Source organism: Candidatus Fonsibacter ubiquis, assembly GCF_002688585.1.
In the GTDB taxonomy this organism is placed as follows: domain Bacteria; phylum Pseudomonadota; class Alphaproteobacteria; order Pelagibacterales; family Pelagibacteraceae; genus Fontibacterium; species Fontibacterium commune.
Genome location: NZ_CP024034.1, coordinates 24,872 through 44,933, shown reverse-complemented (window position 1 = coordinate 44,933; position 20,062 = coordinate 24,872). Strand labels below are relative to the sequence as shown.

Sequence of the window (20,062 nt, the reverse complement as noted above, 5' to 3'; positions counted from 1 at the left end):
ATTAAAATCTAGGCCCAATTATTTAAGTAAGTTTATAAAGGGGTTATAACTTAACTTATTTGTTCACCGTGCTGAGAAAGATCCAAACCTTCTCTTTCCTCAGTATCCGAAGCTCTTAAAGGCGTAATCAAATTTACAACTTTTAAAATAATGTAAGTTACAACAGTTGTATAAAGCACTGTCACACCAACACCTAATAATTGTAATTTAACTTGATCAAATCCACCCTCTACTCCGCCAACTGCCTTTGCAGCAAACACACCGGTCAACACTGCACCTACAGCACCACCAAAAGCATGTATACCAAAAACGTCTAAGGCATCATCGTAGCCAAGTGCACTCTTTAATTTTGTGCAAGCAAGGAAACATAGAACCCCAGAAATTAAGCCGATGAAAAATGCTCCTACTGGACTAACAAAGCCAGCGGCTGGAGTAATTGCAACTAAACCTGCAACGGCACCTGAGCACAGTCCAAGAAGACTTGGTTTTTTCTCACCTGTAAACCATTCTGCAAACATCCAAGCGATACCTGCGCTTGCTGCTGCAATTTGAGTTACTAACATTGCCATTCCAGCACTACCGTTTGCAGCAACCGCTGAACCAGCATTAAAACCAAACCAACCAACCCAGAGCATAGATGCTCCGATCATTGTTAATGCAACATTGTGAGGTCTGACTTTAGATTTTCTTTTTCCAATAACAATTGCAGCAACTAATCCTGCAATTCCTGAGTTAATGTGAACTACAGTTCCGCCAGCAAAATCTAAAACTCCCATTTTAGAAAGATAACCGCCACCCCAAACCATGTGACCAATCGGAGCGTAAACTAAAGTGATCCACAATATTACAAACACAAATAAAGCACCAAAATTTATTCTCTCAACTACTGATCCACAAATAAGTGCTACTGTAATTATTGCAAAAGTTAATTGATAAACAACGAATACTGACTCTGGAATCGTCATTGTCAAACCAGCAACTTCTACTCCCTTAAGGAAAGTTTTTGAAAAGTCACCAATGAATAAATTTCCTTCACCAAATGTAAGTGAGTATCCACATATAAACCACATAAGTGTTACAACACATGTGATCATAAATGACTGACTTATTGTTGAGACAACATTTTTTTTACCAACTAATCCTCCATAAAATAAAGCAAGACCTGGAATAGTCATTAATAGTACAAGCGCGGTGCTTGTTAACATCCACGAAGCATCACCAGAATTTAAAACCGGTTTAGTTTGTGCAAAAGCTAGACTTGATTGTAATAAAATTACTAAAAACAATGAAATCTTTGATATTAGTTTAATCATATTGCTTTATCTCCTTTTTCACCTGTTCGAACGCGAATAACTTGGCTCAAATTAGTTACGAAAATTTTTCCATCACCAATTTTTCCGGTCTTTGCAGTCTTAAGTATAGTCTGTAAAGCTTTTGTATATTTTTTACTCGATACAGCTATTTCTAGTTTTGTTTTTGGAAGAAAAGCAACCTCGTATTCAGAACCTCGATAAAATTCTGTGTGACCTTTCTGCCTCCCATATCCTTTGACATCTGTCATCGTCAACCCGTCAACGCCGATTTTGTTAAGAGCCTTCTTAACATTATCTGCCTGCTCAGGTTTTATGATTGCAGTAATTAGTTTCATAATACTCCCTGTTTTGTTTATTTAAATTAATTATGGAGTAACAAAGATTTTTTTTAAAATGAAATGACCATTCAATGATTCAGATATGATCAGAATGCATAACCAAAAAAAATTAATTTTTTCTAATATTATTTCTAAATTGATTTAGTTTACTGGAGAAATCATTAACTAAATCTAAAAGTGTATTGCCATGCAAAGTTGGTATAACTCCTTTGCTTGTTCTATTAAAAAGTTTTTGATTTATTTCTTTCTCTAAATCCATTACAGCGCGTGAAAAAGTTGATTGAGATTTATTATCCTGCCTCGATGCTGTTAAAAAACTTCCTGCTTTAGCTACTTTTTTAAAAACTTTTAGCTTTTCCCAATTCATGAAAAAAATTTATATCCAAAATGCATAACTAACTAATGCAATGTTGGAAAATGAGGTATGCTAATTAACTTTAAAGCTGCCTAAAAATTTATAAGATCTATCCACTATTATCATCTCACCTGAACTTGCAAATTTATCCACTAGTCCTTGAATTGTTGTGTGATGGGCAACAAATATATAATTTTTATTTTTATCTAGTTTTTCAATAAACTCTTTTGTTCTTTTTATATAAGCAGGGGTTTTGCTTGGATCTGCAAAGGTAGAATTTAAACCAGAAAAAGTTTCAAAATTTTTAAATGCATACTTTGCTGTATCTTTACATCTGCAATATTCAGAAGAATAAACTTTTTCAAAAGGAATATTATTTTTTATAAAAAATTCACCCATACGTTTTGCTTGTTCAATACCATTTGATGATAAATTTCGTTGGGTTTTACAATCATTTATATTAAAATTTGCAGGGTCTCCCGTTCCAGGGGCATCTGAATGGCGAATAAGAATTAATTTACCACCCTCTTTTAATTCTTTGATAATTCTTGTCTCATCTGCCAAAGCTGGAAAAAAGCTTACTAGAGTTAGTAGGCATACTAAAATTATCGATCTTACTTGCATTATATTAGTCTAGCGGTTGACTTCGAATAGTCATAATTAATAATTAATCTATAAAAATGACAAAATATTTAATTACTTTAATTGTTTTTTTAATTGCAGCAATGTTTTTTCTTTATTTTAGAGGAAAAAAACAGAACAAAGTTAGAGAATTAAAAAGAGATCCTAGAACAGGAACTTTTACAGATATTTAAAAAATTAATATTTTTTAAAATTTAATGGAAAACTTCATTATTTATCCAGCGTTATTATTTCCTGCTATTCCATTAATGATGACTAATTTTACTCATCGTTATAATAGCTGCGCCGCATTAGTTAGAAAGATTCATGCTGAAATTATTGAAAAAAAAATAGATACAAAAGATGTAATGGGTAGACGTTATATAGCCCAGATCAAAACTCTTACTTACAGAATTAAACTTATAAAACTTATTCAAACATTATCTGGACTAGCTCTCTTCACAAATTTACTAACTATTTTTTTTGGATACATTGAAGAGTCAAATATCTCGTTAAATTGTTTTGGTTTAGCCGTTGGACTATTTGGAATTGCAATAATTCTTTTTATAATAGAAGTTCAAATGTCTGCTAGAGCGCTAGAATATCATTTAACTGATTTAAAAGATAAAGAAGATAATATCTTTTAATGTTGCTTAAAAGGTTAAGTCTTGGATTATTTATTATTCCAAGTGTTACGATCATTCTTTGTCTTATCACAACAATCTATCTAAATATTTTAGACCTCTGTAATCCTTTCATAAATGGATGTTATTCAATAAGTCGGGTTGGCAGATCATATCCTGTAGTTTTGTTATTTAAACCTATGATGATCATTACTATGATTTTAATGATCGCATATTTTTTTGAACATTATAGAATTTTTAAAAAGTTCTTATTAAATAAAATATATTTAAATCTAATATTATTATCAGGCTTAGTCTCAAGCTTTTCATTATTGGTTTATATAATTTTTTTAGGCGTTGAAGGATCGGAGATATGGAGATTTATGCGAAGAGGTGGAATTTTTATTTATATTATTTCTTTAATCATTTCACAATTTTTAATAATTTTGACTTACCTTAAAATAAAAAATGACTATCAAGTTATAATTTCTAGCAAAATTATAAATATAAATTTTTATTATAACGTATTACTAATTACATGTGGAATTATAATAATTTTATTAATAGATATTTTTTCTTTTACTACGTCCTGGTATGTTAAAAATATAATCCAGTGGAATTACTTTTTGTTAATGAACTTATTTTTTCTAAACACTTATTTTATTTGGAAAAAATTAGATAAATAATTTTTAAATGCGACAAATTGAGTTTGGAGTTATTTTTTTTCTTTAAAATCAATCACTATTCCTACTAATTTACTCAGAATTAATTGATAATATTTTTTTTCACAATTGACTTTTAATTTGCTATTAAATAACCATAGCAAACTTTAACTATGTACGAATCTTTAGCGCCTTATCTTAGTTCTTTTTTCATTCTTTTTCGTGAGGGATTTGAAGCTTTATTAATTGCAATATTAGTTTTCACATATCTAGATAAAGTAAATGCCAGACATCAGCGTCCAGCGGTTATGTGGGGCTTGGTTGCAGGTGTTGTTGCATCATTAATTCTTGCCTTAGCAGTAAAACAAATTGCTGCGATCACCCACGCCCATGAAGAAATATTTGAAGGTTCAGTAATGTTAATTGCTTCTGGAATGCTTGCTTATGTTGCTTACTTCAGTCACAACGCAAAAAAGCATGTTGAAGGAGAAGTCGACAAAGCTGTTGCTACAGGAAATCCAATCTTTTTATCTTTGACCGTTTTTTTTGCAATTATCAGAGAGGGTTTTGAAATAGTTTTATTTTACGCAGCATTATTTACCTCGGCTATTTATAGTACGGTTCCAGTAATTGCTGGGGCGGCAACTGGTACTTTTGCATTAATTTTTGTTTATTTAGGACTCAAAAAAATCACAAAAGTTCTTCCAATTGGAGTTTTTTTTAGAGTTTCCAGTATTTTATTATTAATGCTTTCAATTTATTTTGGTTATGAAGGCACTAAAGAATTATATGCAGGCCTTCGTGAGCTTAAGATAATCTAATTATTAATCAAAAAATTAATAATTTAGAGTAAAAATTATATCAATGATACCTGGTTTTGGTTTTAGAAAAAAATTTTCAGATCTTAGTGAGAAAGAAATACTAGCTTTAGCAATATCGTCTGAGGAAGATGATGCTGCTATTTATAGAAACTATGCTGAGCATTTAAAAAACGATTATCCAGATACATCCAAAATATTCCATGACATGGCAAGAGTTGAGGACTCTCACAGAAAATTGTTGCTTGATACCTTTAAAAAAAGATTTGGAGATAATATTCCATTAATAAGAAGAGACCATGTTTCTGGTTTTTATAATCGAAAACCTGTTTGGTTAATGAAAAATCTAAGCATTGATAGAATTAGACTCGAGTCTGAAATGATGGAACGTGATGCATATAATTTTTACATGAAAGCTGCTCAAATGAGCACTGACGCATCAACAAGAAAATTACTTGGTGACTTGGCAGCTGCTGAGGCTGGCCACACAGTTGCTGCTGACAATCTTATTGAAAAGCATGCGGCCGGAGATACAAAAGAAATAGAAGCTAGAACTGCAAAAAGACAATTTATTTTAACTTGGGTTCAGCCTGGTTTAGCTGGATTAATGGATGGCTCCGTTTCTACACTTGCTCCAATTTTTGCAACAGCCTTTGCAACACAAGATACATGGACAACTTTTGTTGTTGGTCTAGCAGCATCCGTTGGGGCTGGAATATCCATGGGGCTTACAGAGGCAGTATCTGATGATGGAGTAATTTCAGGAAGAGGTTCGCCTGTAAAACGCGGGCTTGCATGCGGAATAATGACTGCTGTTGGTGGATTAGGTCACGCACTTCCCTATTTGATTCCACATTTTTGGACCGCAACTATCCTTGCAATGATTATAGTATTTTTTGAATTATGGGCGATTGTTTGGATTCAAAATAAATACATGGAAGCGCCTTTTCTTAGAGCAACTTTACAAGTCGTTGTGGGCGGTGGGTTAGTTTTAGCTGCCGGAATCTTAATTGGTACAGGTTAATTTAAGATCTATAGTCTGCGTTAATTGAAATATATTCTGCATTAAAATCGCAGGTATATGCAGTAAATTTTCCTTTACCTAAATTTAAATTCACATCAAAAATAATATCTTCACCAAGCATATAATTTTTAACTTTAAGCTCATCATAACTAGGTACCTGCATTCCATATTTTGTGATCAAAAAATCACCAATTTTAATTTCTATTTTATCTTGTTTAACTCTCTCATTGGTCTTTCCAATAGCCATAAGTATTCTTCCCCAATTAGGATCACTTCCGGCAAGAGCAGTTTTTACAAGGGGAGAATTAGCAATGGACATTGCAACTTCTTTTGCAAATTTATCATTAGAAGCTCCTGAAACTTTTATTGTAAGAAATTTTTTAGCTCCTTCACCATCTAAAACAACTTGCTTTGAAAGATCGAGCATTACTTCATAAAGAGCTTTTTCGAAATCTTTTGCTACTTTAGAGTTAATATCATTAATAATTCTATTCTTAGCTTTTCTAGTTGAAAAAACTAACACCATATCATTGGTTGAAGTATCGCCATCAACAGTGATTGCATTAAAAGTGTTTTCAGTATTTCTTTTCAACATTTTATTAAGGACCTCTTGAGAAATATTTGCATCAGTGAAAATAAAACCGAACATAGTTGCCATATTAGGCGCTATCATTCCTGAGCCCTTTGCAATACCTGCTATATTTATAAAATCTTTGTTAGTTTGAACAACTGCACAGCTCATTTTTCCAAATGTGTCGGTAGTCATAATAGACAAGGCCTGCTTAATCCAAGTTATTTTTATAGGTCTTTTTAATTTTTCAATTAAATTAGGTAGAGCTCCTTTAACTTTTGCAAGAGGAAATGGTTGACCAATGACTCCTGTGGAAGCAAATAAAATTTGTTTATTTGAAATTTTTTTTTTATCTGAAAAAAATTTAGCTAACTCAATAATACTATTTAAGCCTTGTTTGCCTGTGTATGCGTTTGCATTTCTGGTGTTTACTAATAAGGCTCTAATGTCTTTTTTATTTGCTTTAATATTCCAATCAATACAAACAGATCTTGTTGAGGATTTTGTATAAACTGCTGAAAATATCGCACCATCCGGAAAATAAAATAAACTTACATCGTCTCTATTGGTATTATACAAACCTGCACTTGCCGTTGACATCTCTAGGCCATCAATGCTTGGCATCTCAGGAAAATCTTTGGTAACTCTATTCAATTGTTTTTTCTTAAAAAAGTTTTGAAATAACGTAGTCATGTGTATTTTATTTAGTGTTTTTTCAGTTATAAGGTAGTTGCTAAATTTATACTATTTAATTTATCTGTAATAATATCTCAAAATGATACCTGGTTTAAACATTTTAAAAAAAATATTTAAAACATCCAATGAGCGTAAGCTTGCTGAAATACAGCCGTTAGTTCAAAAAATTAATTTGTTAGAACCAGAAATTCAAAAACTTTCAGATCAAGAATTAAAAAATAAAACACAAGAATTTAAAAATCGAATAAAAAATGGTGAAAATTTGACTAAAATTTTACCAGAAGCATTCGCTTGTGTACGTGAAGCAAGTATTAGAACCACAGGACAAAGACATTTTGATGTACAATTAATGGGGGGAATTATTCTTCATCAAGGTGGTATTTCAGAAATGAAAACCGGTGAAGGAAAAACACTTGTTGCAACTTTACCAGCCTATTTAAATAGCCTAACCGAAAAAGGCGTGCATGTCGTAACAGTGAACGATTATCTTGCAAAACGTGATTCCGAATGGATGTCTAAAATTTACAATTTTTTAGGTGTAAGTGTTGGATGTATTGTAAGTGGTATCGATGATGTTAGCCGAAAAGCTCAATATGAATGTGACATCACCTATGGAACAAATAATGAATTTGGATTTGATTATTTAAGAGATAATATGAAGTATTCCATCGCCGAGATGGTACAGCGAAAACATTACTTCTGTATTGTCGATGAAGTAGACAGCATCTTAATTGATGAAGCCAGAACTCCTTTGATAATTTCTGGGCCAACAGAAGATAATTCTTCTCAATATTTTTTATGCAACAAATTAGTTAATCAGCTTAGCAAAGAACATTATGATACTGATGAAAAAGATCGTAGCGCCTTACTAACTGAAAAGGGAATTGATTTTATTGAAGATAAGTTAAGAAAAATAAATTTATTAAAAGGCTCAAATTTTTATGATCCACAAAACTTATCCATCGTTCATCATATAAATCAATCTTTAAGAGCAAATATGCTATTTAGTAAAGATAAAGACTATATCGTTAAAGATAATCAAATTTATATTATCGATGAATTTACCGGTCGTATTATGGAAGGCAGAAGATATTCTGACGGCTTACATCAAGCGATTGAAGCAAAAGAAGGAGTTCAAATTCAAAATGAAAATCAAACTTTAGCTTCGATTACTTTTCAAAATTATTTTAGATTATACGAAAAACTTTCTGGTATGACTGGAACAGCTATGACTGAGGCTGAAGAATTTTATGAGATTTATAAATTAGATGTAGTTGAAGTACCTACCAATAGACCGATGGTTAGAAAAGATTTTAATGATAAAATTTTTAGAACTGAAAAAGAAAAATTTAATGCCATTATAAAAGAAATTATTTCTGCAAATGAAAAAAAGCAACCAGTTTTGATTGGAACCACTAGTATTGAAAAGTCTGAAAGAATTTCTAAAATTTTAAAACAAGAGTCAATAAAACATAATGTTTTAAATGCAAAATTTCATGAACAAGAGGCTAACATAATTGCACAAGCGGGCCGAATTGGTGCGGTCACTATTGCGACTAATATGGCCGGTCGTGGAACAGATATTCAACTTGGTGGAAATTTAGGTCTTAAGATTAAAGAAGGTGGAACAAATGACAAAATTTTAATTGATAGAACTAAAAAAGATCATGAAGATGAAAAAGCCAAAGTGTTAGCTAGTGGTGGATTATTTGTTATTGGAACAGAACGACATGAAAGCAGAAGAATAGATAATCAATTAAGGGGACGAACTGGAAGACAAGGTGATGTGGGTAGCTCGATTTTTTATTTAAGTTTGCAAGATGATCTGATGAGAATTTTTGGATCTGAAAAGATTGATTTTATGCTACAAAAATTAGGACTTAAAGAAGGAGAATCCATAGATCATCCATGGATTAATAAAGCTCTGGAAAAAGCTCAACAAAAAGTTGAGGGAAGAAATTTCGATATTAGAAAAACCTTATTACAATTTGACGATGTAATGAATGATCAAAGAAAAGTAATTTTTGAACAAAGGTTAGGTGTAATAAAAAATCAAAAAATTTATGATGTAGTAAATGATATTTTTGATGAAATTGTAGATAATTTAATTGATGAAATAAATAATTATCGAGATAGCGGAGATGCTAATACAAAAAAATTAGTGAAAACCAAAACAGAGCGTTTATGTGGAACTAAAATTAATGACGGTGAATTTGATTTATGGCTTTCAAAAAGCACTCCAGAAAAAAAAGAATTTTTCAAAAAGCATTTTGACCAAAGAAGAAATGCAAGAATTTCAACTGCAGGAGATGAAATTAATAAAGATGTTGAAAAAAGAATTTTTTTGCAAAATCTTGATTACGAATGGAGAAGTCACTTGCAATATCTTGAACAGTTAAGACAGGTTATAGGTCTTAGAGGTTATGGTCAGAAAAACCCACTGGATGAATATAAAAGAGAAAGCTTTAATTTATTTAAAGAACTACTTGCTAAGATTAAAGAAAATTTAATTATTTTTTTAATTAATATTCAAGTAACAAAAGAAGAAAGACCTCCACAGCCACAACAGCCTGTTATAGAGGAAAAAATTTCAAGGAACGCACCTTGTATTTGTGGATCGGGTAAAAAATATAAAAATTGTTGTGGTACGTTAAGCAAAAATTAATACCAAAATAAATAAAATTATAATTACAACAACTGTTGCAACTAACTTACGATTATTTTGAAGTAATAATTTCCAATTGAATGGATTGAAAGTTACTGTGTTAATATGTGTATCTTTATAAAATTCTTCTTTAGTAATCATCACGTCTCGTCCAATACTTAAAAATCTATTTTTTCTCTGATAAATGAGCTCGTCTGGAGAAATTTTTATTAGTTCATTTAAATTTTTTTTAATACTTAAAGTGACATTTGAAACTATTTCATCATGATTTCGATGGGCTCCACCTTTGGGCTCTTTAATAATTTCATCAATAATTTTATTTTCAAATAAATCTTGTGAAGAAATTTTCATTGCCTCCGCTGCTTCTTTAGCTTTTTTTGGATCGCGCCAAAGAATTGATGCGCACCCTTCTGGCGATATTACTGAATAAACTGAATATTCTAACATTAAAACTTTATTAGCGGTTGCAAGGGCTATAGCTCCGCCTGAACCTCCTTCTCCTATAACAACTGAAATCAATGGAACTTTCACATTAAGACAACACTCAATGCATTTTGCAATCGCCTCTGCCTGACCTCGTTCTTCTGCGCCTTTGCCAGGATAAGCGCCAGGAGTGTCTATAAAAGTTATTATTGGAATATTTAATCTATCTGCAAGGTTCATTAGACGCATACTTTTGCGATATCCCTCTGGCCTCATCATCCCAAAATTTCTTTGAATTCTAGATTGAGTGTCATTACCTTTCTCCTGCCCAATAACTAAAACTGATACCCCATCCAGAGTTGAAAAACCTGCCAACACGGATTGATCTTCTCCATACAAGCGATCACCTGATAAATTAATAAAATCTGGAAAAATCTTTTCAATATAATGAATAGAACGAGGTCTAAATTCATGTCTTGCTACTTTTGTTTTTTGCCATCGGTTTAGATTTGCATACGTTCGGTCTAATGCCTCATTCAACCTTCTTTCAGCATCAACAATTGTCGGATTTTCAATTGTAGTAATTCCTTTTGCAAGATAAGGAGCTTTTAATTCCTGAACTCTTTGGTCTAATGCTTTAATATCGTCTTCAAAATCTAAATAATTCATTTAACAATTTAATTTTTATACATATTGAGTTCGGATAAAGTTTATATATAAATTGTGGCCTATATGAAATCTTTTCCAAAAAATACCATTATTACAGGAAAAATTTCTAAAGAATTTGAAGAAATCTTAACTTTGGATTGTTTAGAGTTTGTAGCTGATTTACATCGAAAATTTAATTCACGAAGACTTGAGTTGTTAAAACGTAGGCAAGAAGTTCAAAAAAAAATTGATGGTGGCTGGCGTCCAAATTTTTTAGATGAAACTAAATCTATAAGAGAAAAAGATTGGAAAATTTTAGGTGTTCCAAATGATCTACAAGATCGCAGGGTTGAAATTACCGGACCTACTAATCAAAAAATGATTATCAATGCTCTAAATTCTGGAGCAAGTTGTTTTATGGCGGATCTTGAAGATTCAGCAACTCCAGCTTGGAATAATGTTATTGAAGGTCAAATTAATTTAAAAAATGCAATTAATAAAAAAATTAATTTTACAGATAAAACTACTGGTAAAGAATACAAATTAAATGAAAAACATGCTGTTCTTATTGTAAGACCGAGGGGATGGCATTTGGATGAAGCTCATTTCCTAGTTGATAATGAAAAATGTTCAGGAGGAATATTCGATTTTGCTATTTATTTTTACCATAATGCTAAGCAATTAATTAAGAATGGTACGGGTCCTTATTTTTATCTACCAAAAATGGAAAGTCATCTTGAGGCTAGACTTTGGAACGATGTATTTACTGAAGCACAAAAAAAATTAGGTATTAAAAACGGAACCATCAAAGCAACAGTTCTAATTGAGACAATTTTAGCTTCTTTTGAAATGGATGAAATTCTATTTGAATTAAAAGATCATATAGTAGGTTTAAATTGTGGAAGATGGGATTATATTTTTAGCTACATAAAAAAATTCAAAAATTTTAAAGATTTCTTACTACCAGATCGATCAATTGTTAAAATGACTTCACATTTTTTAAGATCGTATAGTTTATTATTAATTAAAACCTGTCATCGCAGAGGTGCTCACGCAATGGGTGGAATGGCCGCTCAGATACCAATTAAAGATAATGAAGCTTTAAATCAAAAAGCAATGGATGCAGTAAAGCAGGATAAATTAAGAGAAGCTAATGATGGTCATGATGGTACTTGGGTTGCTCATCCTGGTTTAGTAAAAATTGCAAAAGATGTGTTTGATGAAAAAATGCCACAACCAAACCAAGTTAACAAAATTCCAAGTAATATAAAAATTGAAGCTAATGATTTATTATTGGCTGAAAAAGGAGATATCACTGAAGACGGTCTTAGAAAAAATATTTCTGTAGGAATTCAATATTTAGCTGCATGGCTTGGTGGAAATGGTTGTGTACCTCTTTATAATTTAATGGAAGATGCTGCTACCGCTGAAATATCAAGAGCTCAGGTTTGGCAATGGAACAAGCATCAATGTAAAACTATTGATGGTAAAACTATTGACCCTGTCTATGTAAAAAAAATTGTAAAAGAAGAAATGGTACAGATTAAAAAAGAGGTTGGAGAGCAAAAATTTGAAAAAGGCAATTACGAGCGAGCGGCGAAAATGTTCGAAGAAATGTCAATTGCTAATCAATTTGAGGATTTCCTAACTGTTCCAGCATATAACGAAATTATAAGATCAGAAGCTAGATAATTTTTTTATTTAACAACAATGATTTTTTCTACTGGAATTTTTTCAATAATCTTCGTTTTTTCCAAAACAATATCTTTTGAACCAAAGTAATAAAGAATACAAAGAATAGCTACCAAGATAGCTAGAGCTGCTAAGATAATTTGTATTGAAGTTCTAAAAGGCATAAGAAATTAATTATATAATATTTAAATTAAAATTATGTTAATAAATTATTCATTGATTAATGGCAACGCATAAAAGTTTAGTATTAGTAGGAATGATGGGAACTGGCAAAAGTACTATTGGAAAAGAAGTTGCAAAAAAATTAAAAATTGAATTCATAGATACGGACGCATTAATAGAAAACGAAACTAATCAAACGATTGCTGAAATCTTTAAAAAAAATGGAGAAAAATATTTTAGAGATTTGGAAGAAAAAACTTTTTTAAAAATTAAAAATGATAAAGAAAAAATAATTTCTGTAGGTGGAGGTGCATTTATTAATGAGTCTATTAGAAAGAAAATTTTAAAAGAATATTTATCTGTTTGGTTAAATATGGATGAGGATTTGATTATTAATCGTATTAAAAGAAATCCTAAAAAGAGACCCATGGTAGATCAAAATAATATTGAAAAAAGCGTAAAAAATTTAAAAAAAACTAGAGACCCGATATATAAATTGGCGAACTATGAAATAAATTGTAACTTAAATAGTAAGAATAAAATCGTTGAAAGAATTATAGATTTTTATGAAAAAAATAACAATTAAAGTAAATTTAAATCATAATAGTTATCCAATTATAATTTCAGAAAATTTATTAAATAATGCAGGTTTAGAAATTAAAAAAGTTATTCCAAAGGCAGTAAAATTTTTATTAATTACAGACAAAAATATTCCTAAATCTTATATCCACTCAATTTTGTCTTCATTAAAGTCTAAGAAAAAATATCTCTTTACTTTGAATGCAGGAGAAAAATCAAAAAATATGAATTTTACTAATAAAATTATTGAAAAATTATTTAAATATAATTTTAATCGTGATGACTGTTTAATTGCTTTAGGTGGCGGTGTTATTGGAGATTTATCAGGATTTGCAAGTAGCATATTTAAAAGAGGTATTAATTTAGTTCAAATACCAACAACTTTATTGGCGCAAGTAGATTCCTCTATTGGCGGAAAAACTGGAATTAATTCTAGTGAAGGCAAAAATATGATTGGAACATTCTACCAACCAAAGCTTGTTTTAATTGATCCGCTAACATTAAAAAGTTTACCACGTAGACATTTAATTGCAGGCTATGCTGAAATTTTAAAATATGCCTTAATAATGAATAGAAAGTTTTTTTCTTGGCTAGAAAAAAATTCTCATGACATTATTAATTTAACTCACATAAATCAGGTGATGTATGCAATTAAAGAAAGTTGCAAAAGCAAAGCAACCATAGTGCAAAGAGACGAGAAAGAAAAAAACCTAAGAGCAATACTTAATTTTGGTCATACTTTTGCGCATGCTTTTGAGGCAGTAAAAAAATATTCAAATGACCTTATTCACGGCGAAGCAGTTCTATATGGAATGATGATCGCATCCTCACTGTCTGTAAAAATGAAAATGCTAAATATAAATGAACATCAGCGTATTAAAGATTTATATAGAAAATTAAATATTAATTATAAAATTAAGAATATTTTTAATAAAAAAGATATAAGCAAAATTTTTAATTATATGAAACATGATAAAAAAATATCAGGATCTAAAATTAACTTAATTTTATTAAAAAAAATTGGAAATGCTAAAATTTTACCATCCGATTTGAATAAAAATATTAAACCTATTTTAGTAGAGCAATTTAATTAATCTTTATTTCAAGAGAATGAATAATATTTTTCATCTCTTCATCTAAAATTTCATAAATTTTTTTATGGGCATCTACTGGCTTCAATTTCTTTAATTCAGCTGAAGAAATAATTAATTCAAAATGACTATTATTGTTTTTTGGAGACTGAGCGTGATGTTGATGCAGATGTGATTTATTATTCACTTGTACTTTTTCACATACGATATTTTGTTTAATTTTATCTAAGATAATATATTTTAGATCAGACATAAAATAATTTTAGTCAATTTAAAAAATTACGCAAATGAGAAAGATCTGTGAATGGAGTAAATGTAAAGAGTTGGCTTCTGGTCAGGGTCTTATAAAAAAAGATATTAATAAACAATATAAGTGGTTTTGTGGTGATCATCTAAAAATACATAATAAGACTAACGACAATTCATGCGATTGGAAGAGATGTAAGCAACCTGGCGAGTTTAAAGCTCCATCTAAAACAGCAGGAGAGTACAAATGGTTTTGTTCAGAACATATAAAAATTTACAATCACGATTGGGATTTTTTCTCTGAAATGTCACAAGATAAAATTGAAGAGTTTATGCATTCAGATATTACTTGGCATAAACCAACTTCTAAACTTGGATCAAAGGATAATTTCTTTAATAAAGTTTGGAGGAATATTTTAGAGGAACAAGATATTTTTCCAGCTGATTATTTTAAACAATTTGAAAAAAAAACAATTTATAGTTCAAAAGAAATAGAAGCTTTAAAAAAATTAGATTTAAAAAGTAATGTAAAATGGAGCGAAATTAGAGAGCAATTTAAAAAACTTGTAAAAAAATACCACCCAGATACAAATTCTGGTGATAAAAAATTTGAAAATAAATTAAAAGAAATAACTATCGCTTATACTCTTTTAAGGAATAATCAAAAAAACGTTAATCATGGACAATAATATTTTTGAAAATACTCCTGATATAAAAATTTCCGTTAAACAGACCTTTAATATTGAAACAGATATGACTGTTGAAGGTTTTTCAAAAAAAAATCAATTTGTTCCTGAGTTGGATAATGCTTATAAATTTGATCGCGATACTACTCTTGCGATTCTTGCCGGTTTTGTTTTTAATAAAAGAGTTTTAATTCAAGGTTTTCACGGAACGGGAAAATCAACACATATTGAGCAAGTTGCAGCAAGATTAAATTGGCCCTGCATAAGAGTAAATTTGGACAGTCACATTAGTAGAATTGATCTTTTGGGAAAAGATGCAATCGTAATAAAAGATAATAAACAAGTTACCGAATTTAGAGAGGGTATCTTACCTTGGGCACTACAAAATCCTGTGGCGCTAGTATTTGATGAATATGATGCTGGCAGACCTGATGTTATGTTTGTAATTCAAAGATTGCTTGAAAGTGAAGGAAAATTAACTTTGCTAGATAAAAATAAAGTAATTAAACAAAATAAATATTTTAGATTATTTGCAACTGCAAATACGATTGGTCTTGGGGACACTTCAGGACTTTATCATGGGACACAGCAAATTAATCAGGGACAAATGGATAGATGGAATATTGTAACTACTCTTAATTATCTAAAACAAGAAAATGAACTTGAAATCATATTATCTAAATGCCCTCATCTAAATAATGCAGATGGAAAAAAAATCGCTCAAAAGATGATACAGGTTGCTGATTTAACAAGATCTGGCCTTGCTAATGGGGATATTTCAACGGTAATGAGTCCAAGAACAGTAATGACATGGGCAGATAATTATAAAATTTTTAACGATATTGGTTATTCTTTTAGAATATCATTTTTAAATCGCTGTGATGAATTGGAAAGAACGATTATTGGAGAATATTTTCAAAGATGCTTCGCTAAAGAACTCACAGAAACATCAGTAAGTGTAAAAATAAATCTTAAAAATGGAAAATGATAAACAGGCTGAAAATTTCAAAATAGCCATCTCATCAACCATTAAAGCATTAACAAAAAAACAAGATCTTAATATTTTATTTTCAGATAACCCCTCTAAGGAAGGCAATATTATTAACCTTCCAAAAATTAATCCTGAGACCACGGATGAATATCAAACCATTAGGGCCCTTGCAGATACCGAAGCTTTAAAAATAAAATATAGCAATTTAGAAATTTCGAAAAAATTTGAACCACGAGGTATGATTGCAAAAAATATTTATAAAAGTGCTGAAAAAACTCGTTATGAAAAATTAGGCGCAGAAAACTTTGCAGGAATAAATTTAAATTTTAAAAATTATTATCAAAATAAATTCAAAGAACAAAGTGATGATGTGTATAATAGTATTGAAAAAGCTTTTGATATTATTCTAGCAAATCACTTACTAAATTTAGAATTAAATCTTGAAGAAAAGAAAAGTCTAAAAAATTGGAGCAAAATAATTGATGAACAGATAAAAGATAAATTAGACTTATTAAAAAAAAATATTTCTCATCAAGAAAAGTTTTCTGGCATTTTAAATACTATTATTGAAAATTTAAAATTAGATGAAAAATTAAGTCCCAATGAAAACGAAAGTGATAATGAAGAAAAAAATGAAAATAAACTTAAAGATCGAAATGATAATGAAATTAATCAAGATAAAAATTCAAACAAACAAGATTTTAATATTGAAAGTATAATTCCTGATGTTGAGATTGATGCAAATCAAAATGAACAGGAGTCCTTAATAGAAGATGACAATAATTCAAATGATGAGATTAAATCATCTAACTTTAAAAAAAATAATAGCGAAATTAAATATAAAATTTTCACAAATAAATTTGATAAAATTATTAATGCTGTAGAAATGGTTGATCCAAATGAAATGGTTAAGTTTAGAGAAAATTTAGATAATCAGTTAAAATCTTTTCATAACTTCATTTCAAGACTAGCAAATAAATTGCAAAGAAAATTACTTGCATTTCAAAATAGGTCCTGGGAGTTTGATCTTGAAGAAGGAATGCTTGATACGGCCAAACTTACCCGAGTTATTATTGATCCACACAACTCTCTTTCTTATAAAAAAGAAAAAAATACAATTTTTAAAGATACGGTAGTTACGTTATTAATTGATAATTCTGGATCGATGCGCGGTCGTCCCATCTCCATCGCTGCTATCTGCGCTGATATTTTGTCCCGAACATTAGAAAGATGTTCGGTAAAAGTTGAGGTATTGGGATTTACAACTTTAAATTGGAAAGGCGGTAAAAGTCGAGAGCTTTGGTTAAAAAATAAAATGAATAATCCTGGAAGATTAAATGATCTATCTCATATTATTTATAAATCCGCCGACACACCATGGAGGAGAGGAAAGAATAACTTAGGACTAATGTTAAAAGAGGGAATTTTAAAAGAGAATATTGATGGAGAAGCAATCTTATGGGCTTATCAAAGATTAAAAAAAAGAAGTGAAGAGAGAAAAATCTTAATGGTGATCTCCGATGGAGCTCCTGTGGACGACTCAACACTTTCTGTAAATCCAGGAAACTACTTAGAAAAACATTTAAAAAATATAGTAAAATGGATTGAAAATAAAAATGATGTTGAAATTAATGCTATTGGAATTGGCCACGATGTTACCAACTATTACAGTAAAGCTTTAAAAATTGCAGATGTACAAGAATTAGGGGATGCTTTAATTGACCAGCTAGCAGATCTATTTATTGAAAAAAAAAATAAAAAGACAATTAATTAAATTTAGCAATTAAGATTTTAAAAGGTAGTAGCATAATAAAAGCGAAAATTAATTTTATAGTCAAATCTCCAATCGCTAACATTATCCATGAAGAATCTGTTCCATAAAAAGCTATACCAAAAAATATCACAGTGTCTAAAAAAGAGCTTAAAATTGAAGAAATAAGAGGCGGTATAAACCATGATCTGTTTCTTAATATATTGAACAAAAAAATATCTAAAAATTGTCCTGCTAAAAAAGCAGTTGCTGATGCAAAAACAATTCTTAAAATAATTAAATTGAAGTCTTCAAAAGTTAGAATAAAAGAAAAAGTAATTCCAGATAGAAATCCATAAATAACTGTTTTTTTGGCAAAATCCTTTCCATAAAATCTATTTGCAAGGTCAGTAATTAAAAAAGTAATTGGATATGAAAAAGCACCCCAGGTTAAAACTTCATTAAGTCCTAAATAGTTAAATTGAAATTGAACTAAATAATTTGATAAACAAATGATCACAGCCATAAAGGCTGAATATAAAAATATATTTTTTGAATGAACCAAGAAAACTAATTAACTTTAACTTTTGTTTCTTTTTTTGGTTTAATTTCTTTCTTTATTTTTTTAACGTGGGGGACAATAGTTAATAATAATTTTCTTATTTTTTTAACTCGAGGAGATAAATTCTTATTTTTTGCTCTTAATAAAAATTCATCGATACCTCCTCTAAAATCAACAGCTTTAATTGCTCTTGTACAAATTTTAATACGAATATCGCGATTTAATTTTTCGCTTTTAAAAGAAACTTTTTTTAAGTTTGGAAAAAATCTTCTTTTAGTTTTATTATTAGCATGGCTGACGTTATGACCAGTTTGTGGTCGCTTGCCTGTTAGTTCACAAAGTTTAGACATATTTTCTCCTGCAAGGGATATAGTTAGATGATGAATTTACGTCAAGATATATCTTATAAATCCTAAGTTATTTGCTGCAATTGATTTCTTGTTTTTACAAGATTAGTCCAATAATTATTAATTAAACTAAAATTTTCATGCTTCAAGTTTACCTGCCTATTGTAGAGGTTCATGTTAATATTTTATACCTGCTGTTGATCAGTGGTTTTATAGGTTTTTTGAGTGGATTACTTGGTATTGGTGGGGGTTTTTTAATGACTCCTGTGCTAATTTTTTTTGGCATTCCACCAATGCACGCAATAGCAAACGGATCTAATAATATTTTAGCATCTTCTGTTTCTGGAACATTTGCACACTGGTATAAAAAACAAGTCGATATAAAAATGGGACTTTATATCTTAATTGGTGGTTTCTTTGGTGCAACAATAGGAATTTATTTTGTAAAAATATTAATTCAAATAGGAAAAATAAATACCATAACATCAGTTTTGTATTTTGTTTTATTAACTGGTTTTGGACTTTTGATGTTTATCGAAAGCTTATCTGAATTAAGAAGAATAAAGAGTAAAAAATTTATAAAACGTAAATTCCATAAACATACATGGATTCATGGACTTCCTTTCAAAGTAAGATTGAATTCTTCAAGACTTTATATCAGTATTATCCCACCAATATTTTTTGGTTTTTTGATTGGAATTATTTCATCTATGATGGGTGTTGGTGGAGCCTTTATTTTAATTCCAGTAATGATTTATATTCTTGGCATGCCATCTAAACTTGTTCCAGGAACATCTTTATTTGTGATGATTTTTGTAATGGCATTTGTGACTTTTTTTCATGCAATAACTAACCACAATATAGATTTAATTTTAGTAACCATTCTGATGATTGGATCTGTGATTGGGGTACAATTTGGAACAAGACTTGGCATGAATTTAAAAAATGAAGAACTTAGAATTTTAATGTCAGTTATCATTATTATTTTTGGATTAAAATTTGCTTATTCATTATTTGTAGAGGAGCTAAAATTTAAAATCTTTAGAAAAATTGAAAGTCAGGATCAGCTTAATTTTTTCCAAGATTTTATTTACCAATTTGTAAATACTAGCCCAATCCTTTATGCATTGACTGCTGTGGGTCTAGCTTTGCTCATTGGGTATTTCAGTTCTTTTATTTTTAAAAAGCTACAATATTAA

At 29.8% G+C, this 20,062-nt stretch carries 23 protein-coding genes; 13 read left to right on the top strand and 10 right to left on the bottom strand.

Annotated features, from left to right (window positions below; all coding sequences use genetic code 11):
* Nucleotides 1-50 precede the first annotated feature (50 nt).
* The 4 genes from CR143_RS00210 to CR143_RS00195 all read right to left on the bottom strand — a co-directional run bounded on the left by CR143_RS00210 (nucleotide 51) and on the right by CR143_RS00195 (nucleotide 2,630).
* Nucleotides 51-1,313, bottom strand: coding sequence for an ammonium transporter (locus CR143_RS00210; RefSeq protein ID WP_099339847.1), 1,263 nt, complete (start codon nucleotides 1,311-1,313; stop codon nucleotides 51-53).
* Nucleotides 1,310-1,648 carry a P-II family nitrogen regulator gene (locus CR143_RS00205; RefSeq protein WP_099339846.1) on the bottom strand — a complete coding sequence of 113 codons (339 nt, stop codon included), beginning with the start codon at nucleotides 1,646-1,648 and terminating at the stop codon, nucleotides 1,310-1,312. Before CR143_RS00205 ends, CR143_RS00210 begins: the two co-directional genes overlap by 4 nt.
* A 112-nt stretch (nucleotides 1,649-1,760) precedes the next feature.
* On the bottom strand, nucleotides 1,761-2,018 hold the full coding sequence (locus CR143_RS00200) for a LysR family transcriptional regulator (protein WP_099339845.1): 258 nt from the start codon (nucleotides 2,016-2,018) through the stop codon (nucleotides 1,761-1,763).
* A 60-nt stretch (nucleotides 2,019-2,078) separates the two neighbouring features.
* Nucleotides 2,079-2,630 (bottom strand): histidine phosphatase family protein, encoded by a 552-nt coding sequence (locus CR143_RS00195; RefSeq protein WP_099339844.1) that lies wholly within the window; start codon nucleotides 2,628-2,630, stop codon nucleotides 2,079-2,081.
* 56 nt (nucleotides 2,631-2,686) lie between these two features.
* Between CR143_RS00195 and CR143_RS06420 the strand changes: the two genes are divergently transcribed.
* From CR143_RS06420 to mbfA, 5 genes are all read left to right on the top strand, one after another.
* Nucleotides 2,687-2,821, top strand: coding sequence for a hypothetical protein (locus CR143_RS06420; RefSeq protein WP_275655707.1), 135 nt, complete (start codon nucleotides 2,687-2,689; stop codon nucleotides 2,819-2,821).
* 24 nt (nucleotides 2,822-2,845) lie between these two features.
* Nucleotides 2,846-3,274: a DUF2721 domain-containing protein gene (locus CR143_RS00190; RefSeq protein WP_099339843.1), complete on the top strand. Its 429-nt coding sequence runs from the start codon at nucleotides 2,846-2,848 to the stop codon at nucleotides 3,272-3,274.
* Nucleotides 3,274-3,936, top strand: a complete 663-nt coding sequence (locus CR143_RS00185) for a hypothetical protein (RefSeq protein ID WP_157780293.1) — start codon at nucleotides 3,274-3,276, stop codon at nucleotides 3,934-3,936. Before CR143_RS00190 ends, CR143_RS00185 begins: the two co-directional genes overlap by 1 nt.
* A 149-nt stretch (nucleotides 3,937-4,085) precedes the next feature.
* Nucleotides 4,086-4,733, top strand: a complete 648-nt coding sequence (locus CR143_RS00180) for an FTR1 family iron permease (protein WP_099339841.1) — start codon at nucleotides 4,086-4,088, stop codon at nucleotides 4,731-4,733.
* Nucleotides 4,734-4,776: 43 nt separating this feature from the next.
* Entirely contained in the window at nucleotides 4,777-5,754 is a 978-nt protein-coding gene (gene mbfA / locus CR143_RS00175; RefSeq protein WP_099339840.1) for an iron exporter MbfA, read from the top strand.
* A gap of 1 nt (nucleotide 5,755) precedes the next feature.
* Here mbfA and argJ read toward each other — a convergent pair whose 3' ends face one another.
* Nucleotides 5,756-7,018, bottom strand: a complete 1,263-nt coding sequence (gene argJ, locus CR143_RS00170) for a bifunctional glutamate N-acetyltransferase/amino-acid acetyltransferase ArgJ (RefSeq protein WP_099339839.1) — start codon at nucleotides 7,016-7,018, stop codon at nucleotides 5,756-5,758.
* 82 nt (nucleotides 7,019-7,100) lie between these two features.
* Between argJ and secA the strand changes: the two genes are divergently transcribed.
* Nucleotides 7,101-9,686 carry a preprotein translocase subunit SecA gene (gene secA / locus CR143_RS00165; protein WP_099339838.1) on the top strand — a complete coding sequence of 862 codons (2,586 nt, stop codon included), beginning with the start codon at nucleotides 7,101-7,103 and terminating at the stop codon, nucleotides 9,684-9,686.
* Here secA and CR143_RS00160 read toward each other — a convergent pair.
* Complete coding sequence (locus CR143_RS00160) at nucleotides 9,672-10,778, bottom strand: acetyl-CoA carboxylase carboxyltransferase subunit alpha (RefSeq protein ID WP_099339837.1); 1,107 nt, start codon at nucleotides 10,776-10,778, stop codon at nucleotides 9,672-9,674. The genes secA and CR143_RS00160 overlap by 15 nt on opposite strands.
* A 63-nt stretch (nucleotides 10,779-10,841) precedes the next feature.
* Here CR143_RS00160 and aceB point away from each other — a divergent pair, with 63 nt between their 5' ends.
* On the top strand, nucleotides 10,842-12,449 hold the full coding sequence (gene aceB / locus CR143_RS00155; RefSeq protein WP_099339836.1) for a malate synthase A: 1,608 nt from the start codon (nucleotides 10,842-10,844) through the stop codon (nucleotides 12,447-12,449).
* Between the two features lie 5 nt (nucleotides 12,450-12,454).
* On the opposite strand, the gene CR143_RS06350 is transcribed toward aceB, so the two are convergent.
* Nucleotides 12,455-12,613: a hypothetical protein gene (locus CR143_RS06350; protein ID WP_169696832.1), complete on the bottom strand. Its 159-nt coding sequence runs from the start codon at nucleotides 12,611-12,613 to the stop codon at nucleotides 12,455-12,457.
* 59 nt (nucleotides 12,614-12,672) lie between these two features.
* Between CR143_RS06350 and CR143_RS00150 the strand changes: the two genes are divergently transcribed.
* Both CR143_RS00150 and aroB read left to right on the top strand, forming a co-directional pair.
* Nucleotides 12,673-13,197 (top strand): shikimate kinase, encoded by a 525-nt coding sequence (locus tag CR143_RS00150; protein ID WP_099339835.1) that lies wholly within the window; start codon nucleotides 12,673-12,675, stop codon nucleotides 13,195-13,197.
* Nucleotides 13,178-14,284 (top strand): 3-dehydroquinate synthase, encoded by a 1,107-nt coding sequence (gene aroB, locus CR143_RS00145; protein ID WP_099339834.1) that lies wholly within the window; start codon nucleotides 13,178-13,180, stop codon nucleotides 14,282-14,284. The genes CR143_RS00150 and aroB overlap by 20 nt, the downstream gene beginning before the upstream one ends.
* Here aroB and CR143_RS00140 read toward each other — a convergent pair.
* Nucleotides 14,277-14,534: a BolA family protein gene (locus CR143_RS00140; protein ID WP_099339833.1), complete on the bottom strand. Its 258-nt coding sequence runs from the start codon at nucleotides 14,532-14,534 to the stop codon at nucleotides 14,277-14,279. The two genes, aroB and CR143_RS00140, sit on opposite strands and share 8 nt — an antisense overlap.
* A gap of 34 nt (nucleotides 14,535-14,568) precedes the next feature.
* Between CR143_RS00140 and CR143_RS00135 the strand changes: the two genes are divergently transcribed.
* Genes CR143_RS00135 through CR143_RS00125 form a run of 3 tightly spaced genes read left to right on the top strand, consistent with a single transcriptional unit; the run spans nucleotide 14,569 to nucleotide 17,978 of the window.
* Complete coding sequence (locus CR143_RS00135; RefSeq protein WP_099339832.1) at nucleotides 14,569-15,216, top strand: J domain-containing protein; 648 nt, start codon at nucleotides 14,569-14,571, stop codon at nucleotides 15,214-15,216.
* Nucleotides 15,206-16,201, top strand: coding sequence for an AAA family ATPase (locus CR143_RS00130; protein ID WP_099339831.1), 996 nt, complete (start codon nucleotides 15,206-15,208; stop codon nucleotides 16,199-16,201). The genes CR143_RS00135 and CR143_RS00130 overlap by 11 nt, the downstream gene beginning before the upstream one ends.
* A complete protein-coding gene (locus tag CR143_RS00125; RefSeq protein ID WP_099339830.1) occupies nucleotides 16,191-17,978 on the top strand; it encodes a cobaltochelatase CobT-related protein in 1,788 nt (595 codons plus the stop codon). Before CR143_RS00130 ends, CR143_RS00125 begins: the two co-directional genes overlap by 11 nt.
* Here the strand turns inward: CR143_RS00125 and CR143_RS00120 are convergent.
* Together CR143_RS00120 and rpmB are read right to left on the bottom strand one after the other, a co-directional pair.
* The gene (locus tag CR143_RS00120) at nucleotides 17,971-18,501 is read right to left on the bottom strand and encodes a queuosine precursor transporter (RefSeq protein WP_420886327.1); all 531 of its coding nucleotides are present in this window, start codon (nucleotides 18,499-18,501) and stop codon (nucleotides 17,971-17,973) included. The two genes, CR143_RS00125 and CR143_RS00120, sit on opposite strands and share 8 nt — an antisense overlap.
* Nucleotides 18,502-18,524: 23 nt before the next feature.
* Nucleotides 18,525-18,866, bottom strand: a complete 342-nt coding sequence (gene rpmB / locus CR143_RS00115) for a 50S ribosomal protein L28 (RefSeq protein ID WP_099339828.1) — start codon at nucleotides 18,864-18,866, stop codon at nucleotides 18,525-18,527.
* Between the two features lie 137 nt (nucleotides 18,867-19,003).
* On the opposite strand from rpmB, the gene CR143_RS00110 reads away from it, so the two are divergent.
* The gene (locus CR143_RS00110) at nucleotides 19,004-20,062 is read left to right on the top strand and encodes a sulfite exporter TauE/SafE family protein (RefSeq protein ID WP_099339827.1); all 1,059 of its coding nucleotides are present in this window, start codon (nucleotides 19,004-19,006) and stop codon (nucleotides 20,060-20,062) included.

Coding starts and splice junctions, on each gene's coding strand:
- CR143_RS00210 (WP_099339847.1), bottom strand. CDS start 1,313: ATGATTAAACTAATATCAAAGATTTCATTGTTTTTAGTAATTTTATTA.
- CR143_RS00205 (WP_099339846.1), bottom strand. CDS start 1,648: ATGAAACTAATTACTGCAATCATAAAACCTGAGCAGGCAGATAATGTT.
- CR143_RS00200 (WP_099339845.1), bottom strand. CDS start 2,018: ATGAATTGGGAAAAGCTAAAAGTTTTTAAAAAAGTAGCTAAAGCAGGA.
- CR143_RS00195 (WP_099339844.1), bottom strand. CDS start 2,630: ATGCAAGTAAGATCGATAATTTTAGTATGCCTACTAACTCTAGTAAGC.
- CR143_RS06420 (WP_275655707.1), top strand. CDS start 2,687: ATGACAAAATATTTAATTACTTTAATTGTTTTTTTAATTGCAGCAATG.
- CR143_RS00190 (WP_099339843.1), top strand. CDS start 2,846: ATGGAAAACTTCATTATTTATCCAGCGTTATTATTTCCTGCTATTCCA.
- CR143_RS00185 (WP_157780293.1), top strand. CDS start 3,274: ATGTTGCTTAAAAGGTTAAGTCTTGGATTATTTATTATTCCAAGTGTT.
- CR143_RS00180 (WP_099339841.1), top strand. CDS start 4,086: ATGTACGAATCTTTAGCGCCTTATCTTAGTTCTTTTTTCATTCTTTTT.
- mbfA (WP_099339840.1), top strand. CDS start 4,777: ATGATACCTGGTTTTGGTTTTAGAAAAAAATTTTCAGATCTTAGTGAG.
- argJ (WP_099339839.1), bottom strand. CDS start 7,018: ATGACTACGTTATTTCAAAACTTTTTTAAGAAAAAACAATTGAATAGA.
- secA (WP_099339838.1), top strand. CDS start 7,101: ATGATACCTGGTTTAAACATTTTAAAAAAAATATTTAAAACATCCAAT.
- CR143_RS00160 (WP_099339837.1), bottom strand. CDS start 10,778: ATGAATTATTTAGATTTTGAAGACGATATTAAAGCATTAGACCAAAGA.
- aceB (WP_099339836.1), top strand. CDS start 10,842: ATGAAATCTTTTCCAAAAAATACCATTATTACAGGAAAAATTTCTAAA.
- CR143_RS06350 (WP_169696832.1), bottom strand. CDS start 12,613: ATGCCTTTTAGAACTTCAATACAAATTATCTTAGCAGCTCTAGCTATC.
- CR143_RS00150 (WP_099339835.1), top strand. CDS start 12,673: ATGGCAACGCATAAAAGTTTAGTATTAGTAGGAATGATGGGAACTGGC.
- aroB (WP_099339834.1), top strand. CDS start 13,178: ATGAAAAAAATAACAATTAAAGTAAATTTAAATCATAATAGTTATCCA.
- CR143_RS00140 (WP_099339833.1), bottom strand. CDS start 14,534: ATGTCTGATCTAAAATATATTATCTTAGATAAAATTAAACAAAATATC.
- CR143_RS00135 (WP_099339832.1), top strand. CDS start 14,569: ATGAGAAAGATCTGTGAATGGAGTAAATGTAAAGAGTTGGCTTCTGGT.
- CR143_RS00130 (WP_099339831.1), top strand. CDS start 15,206: ATGGACAATAATATTTTTGAAAATACTCCTGATATAAAAATTTCCGTT.
- CR143_RS00125 (WP_099339830.1), top strand. CDS start 16,191: ATGGAAAATGATAAACAGGCTGAAAATTTCAAAATAGCCATCTCATCA.
- rpmB (WP_099339828.1), bottom strand. CDS start 18,866: ATGTCTAAACTTTGTGAACTAACAGGCAAGCGACCACAAACTGGTCAT.
- CR143_RS00110 (WP_099339827.1), top strand. CDS start 19,004: ATGCTTCAAGTTTACCTGCCTATTGTAGAGGTTCATGTTAATATTTTA.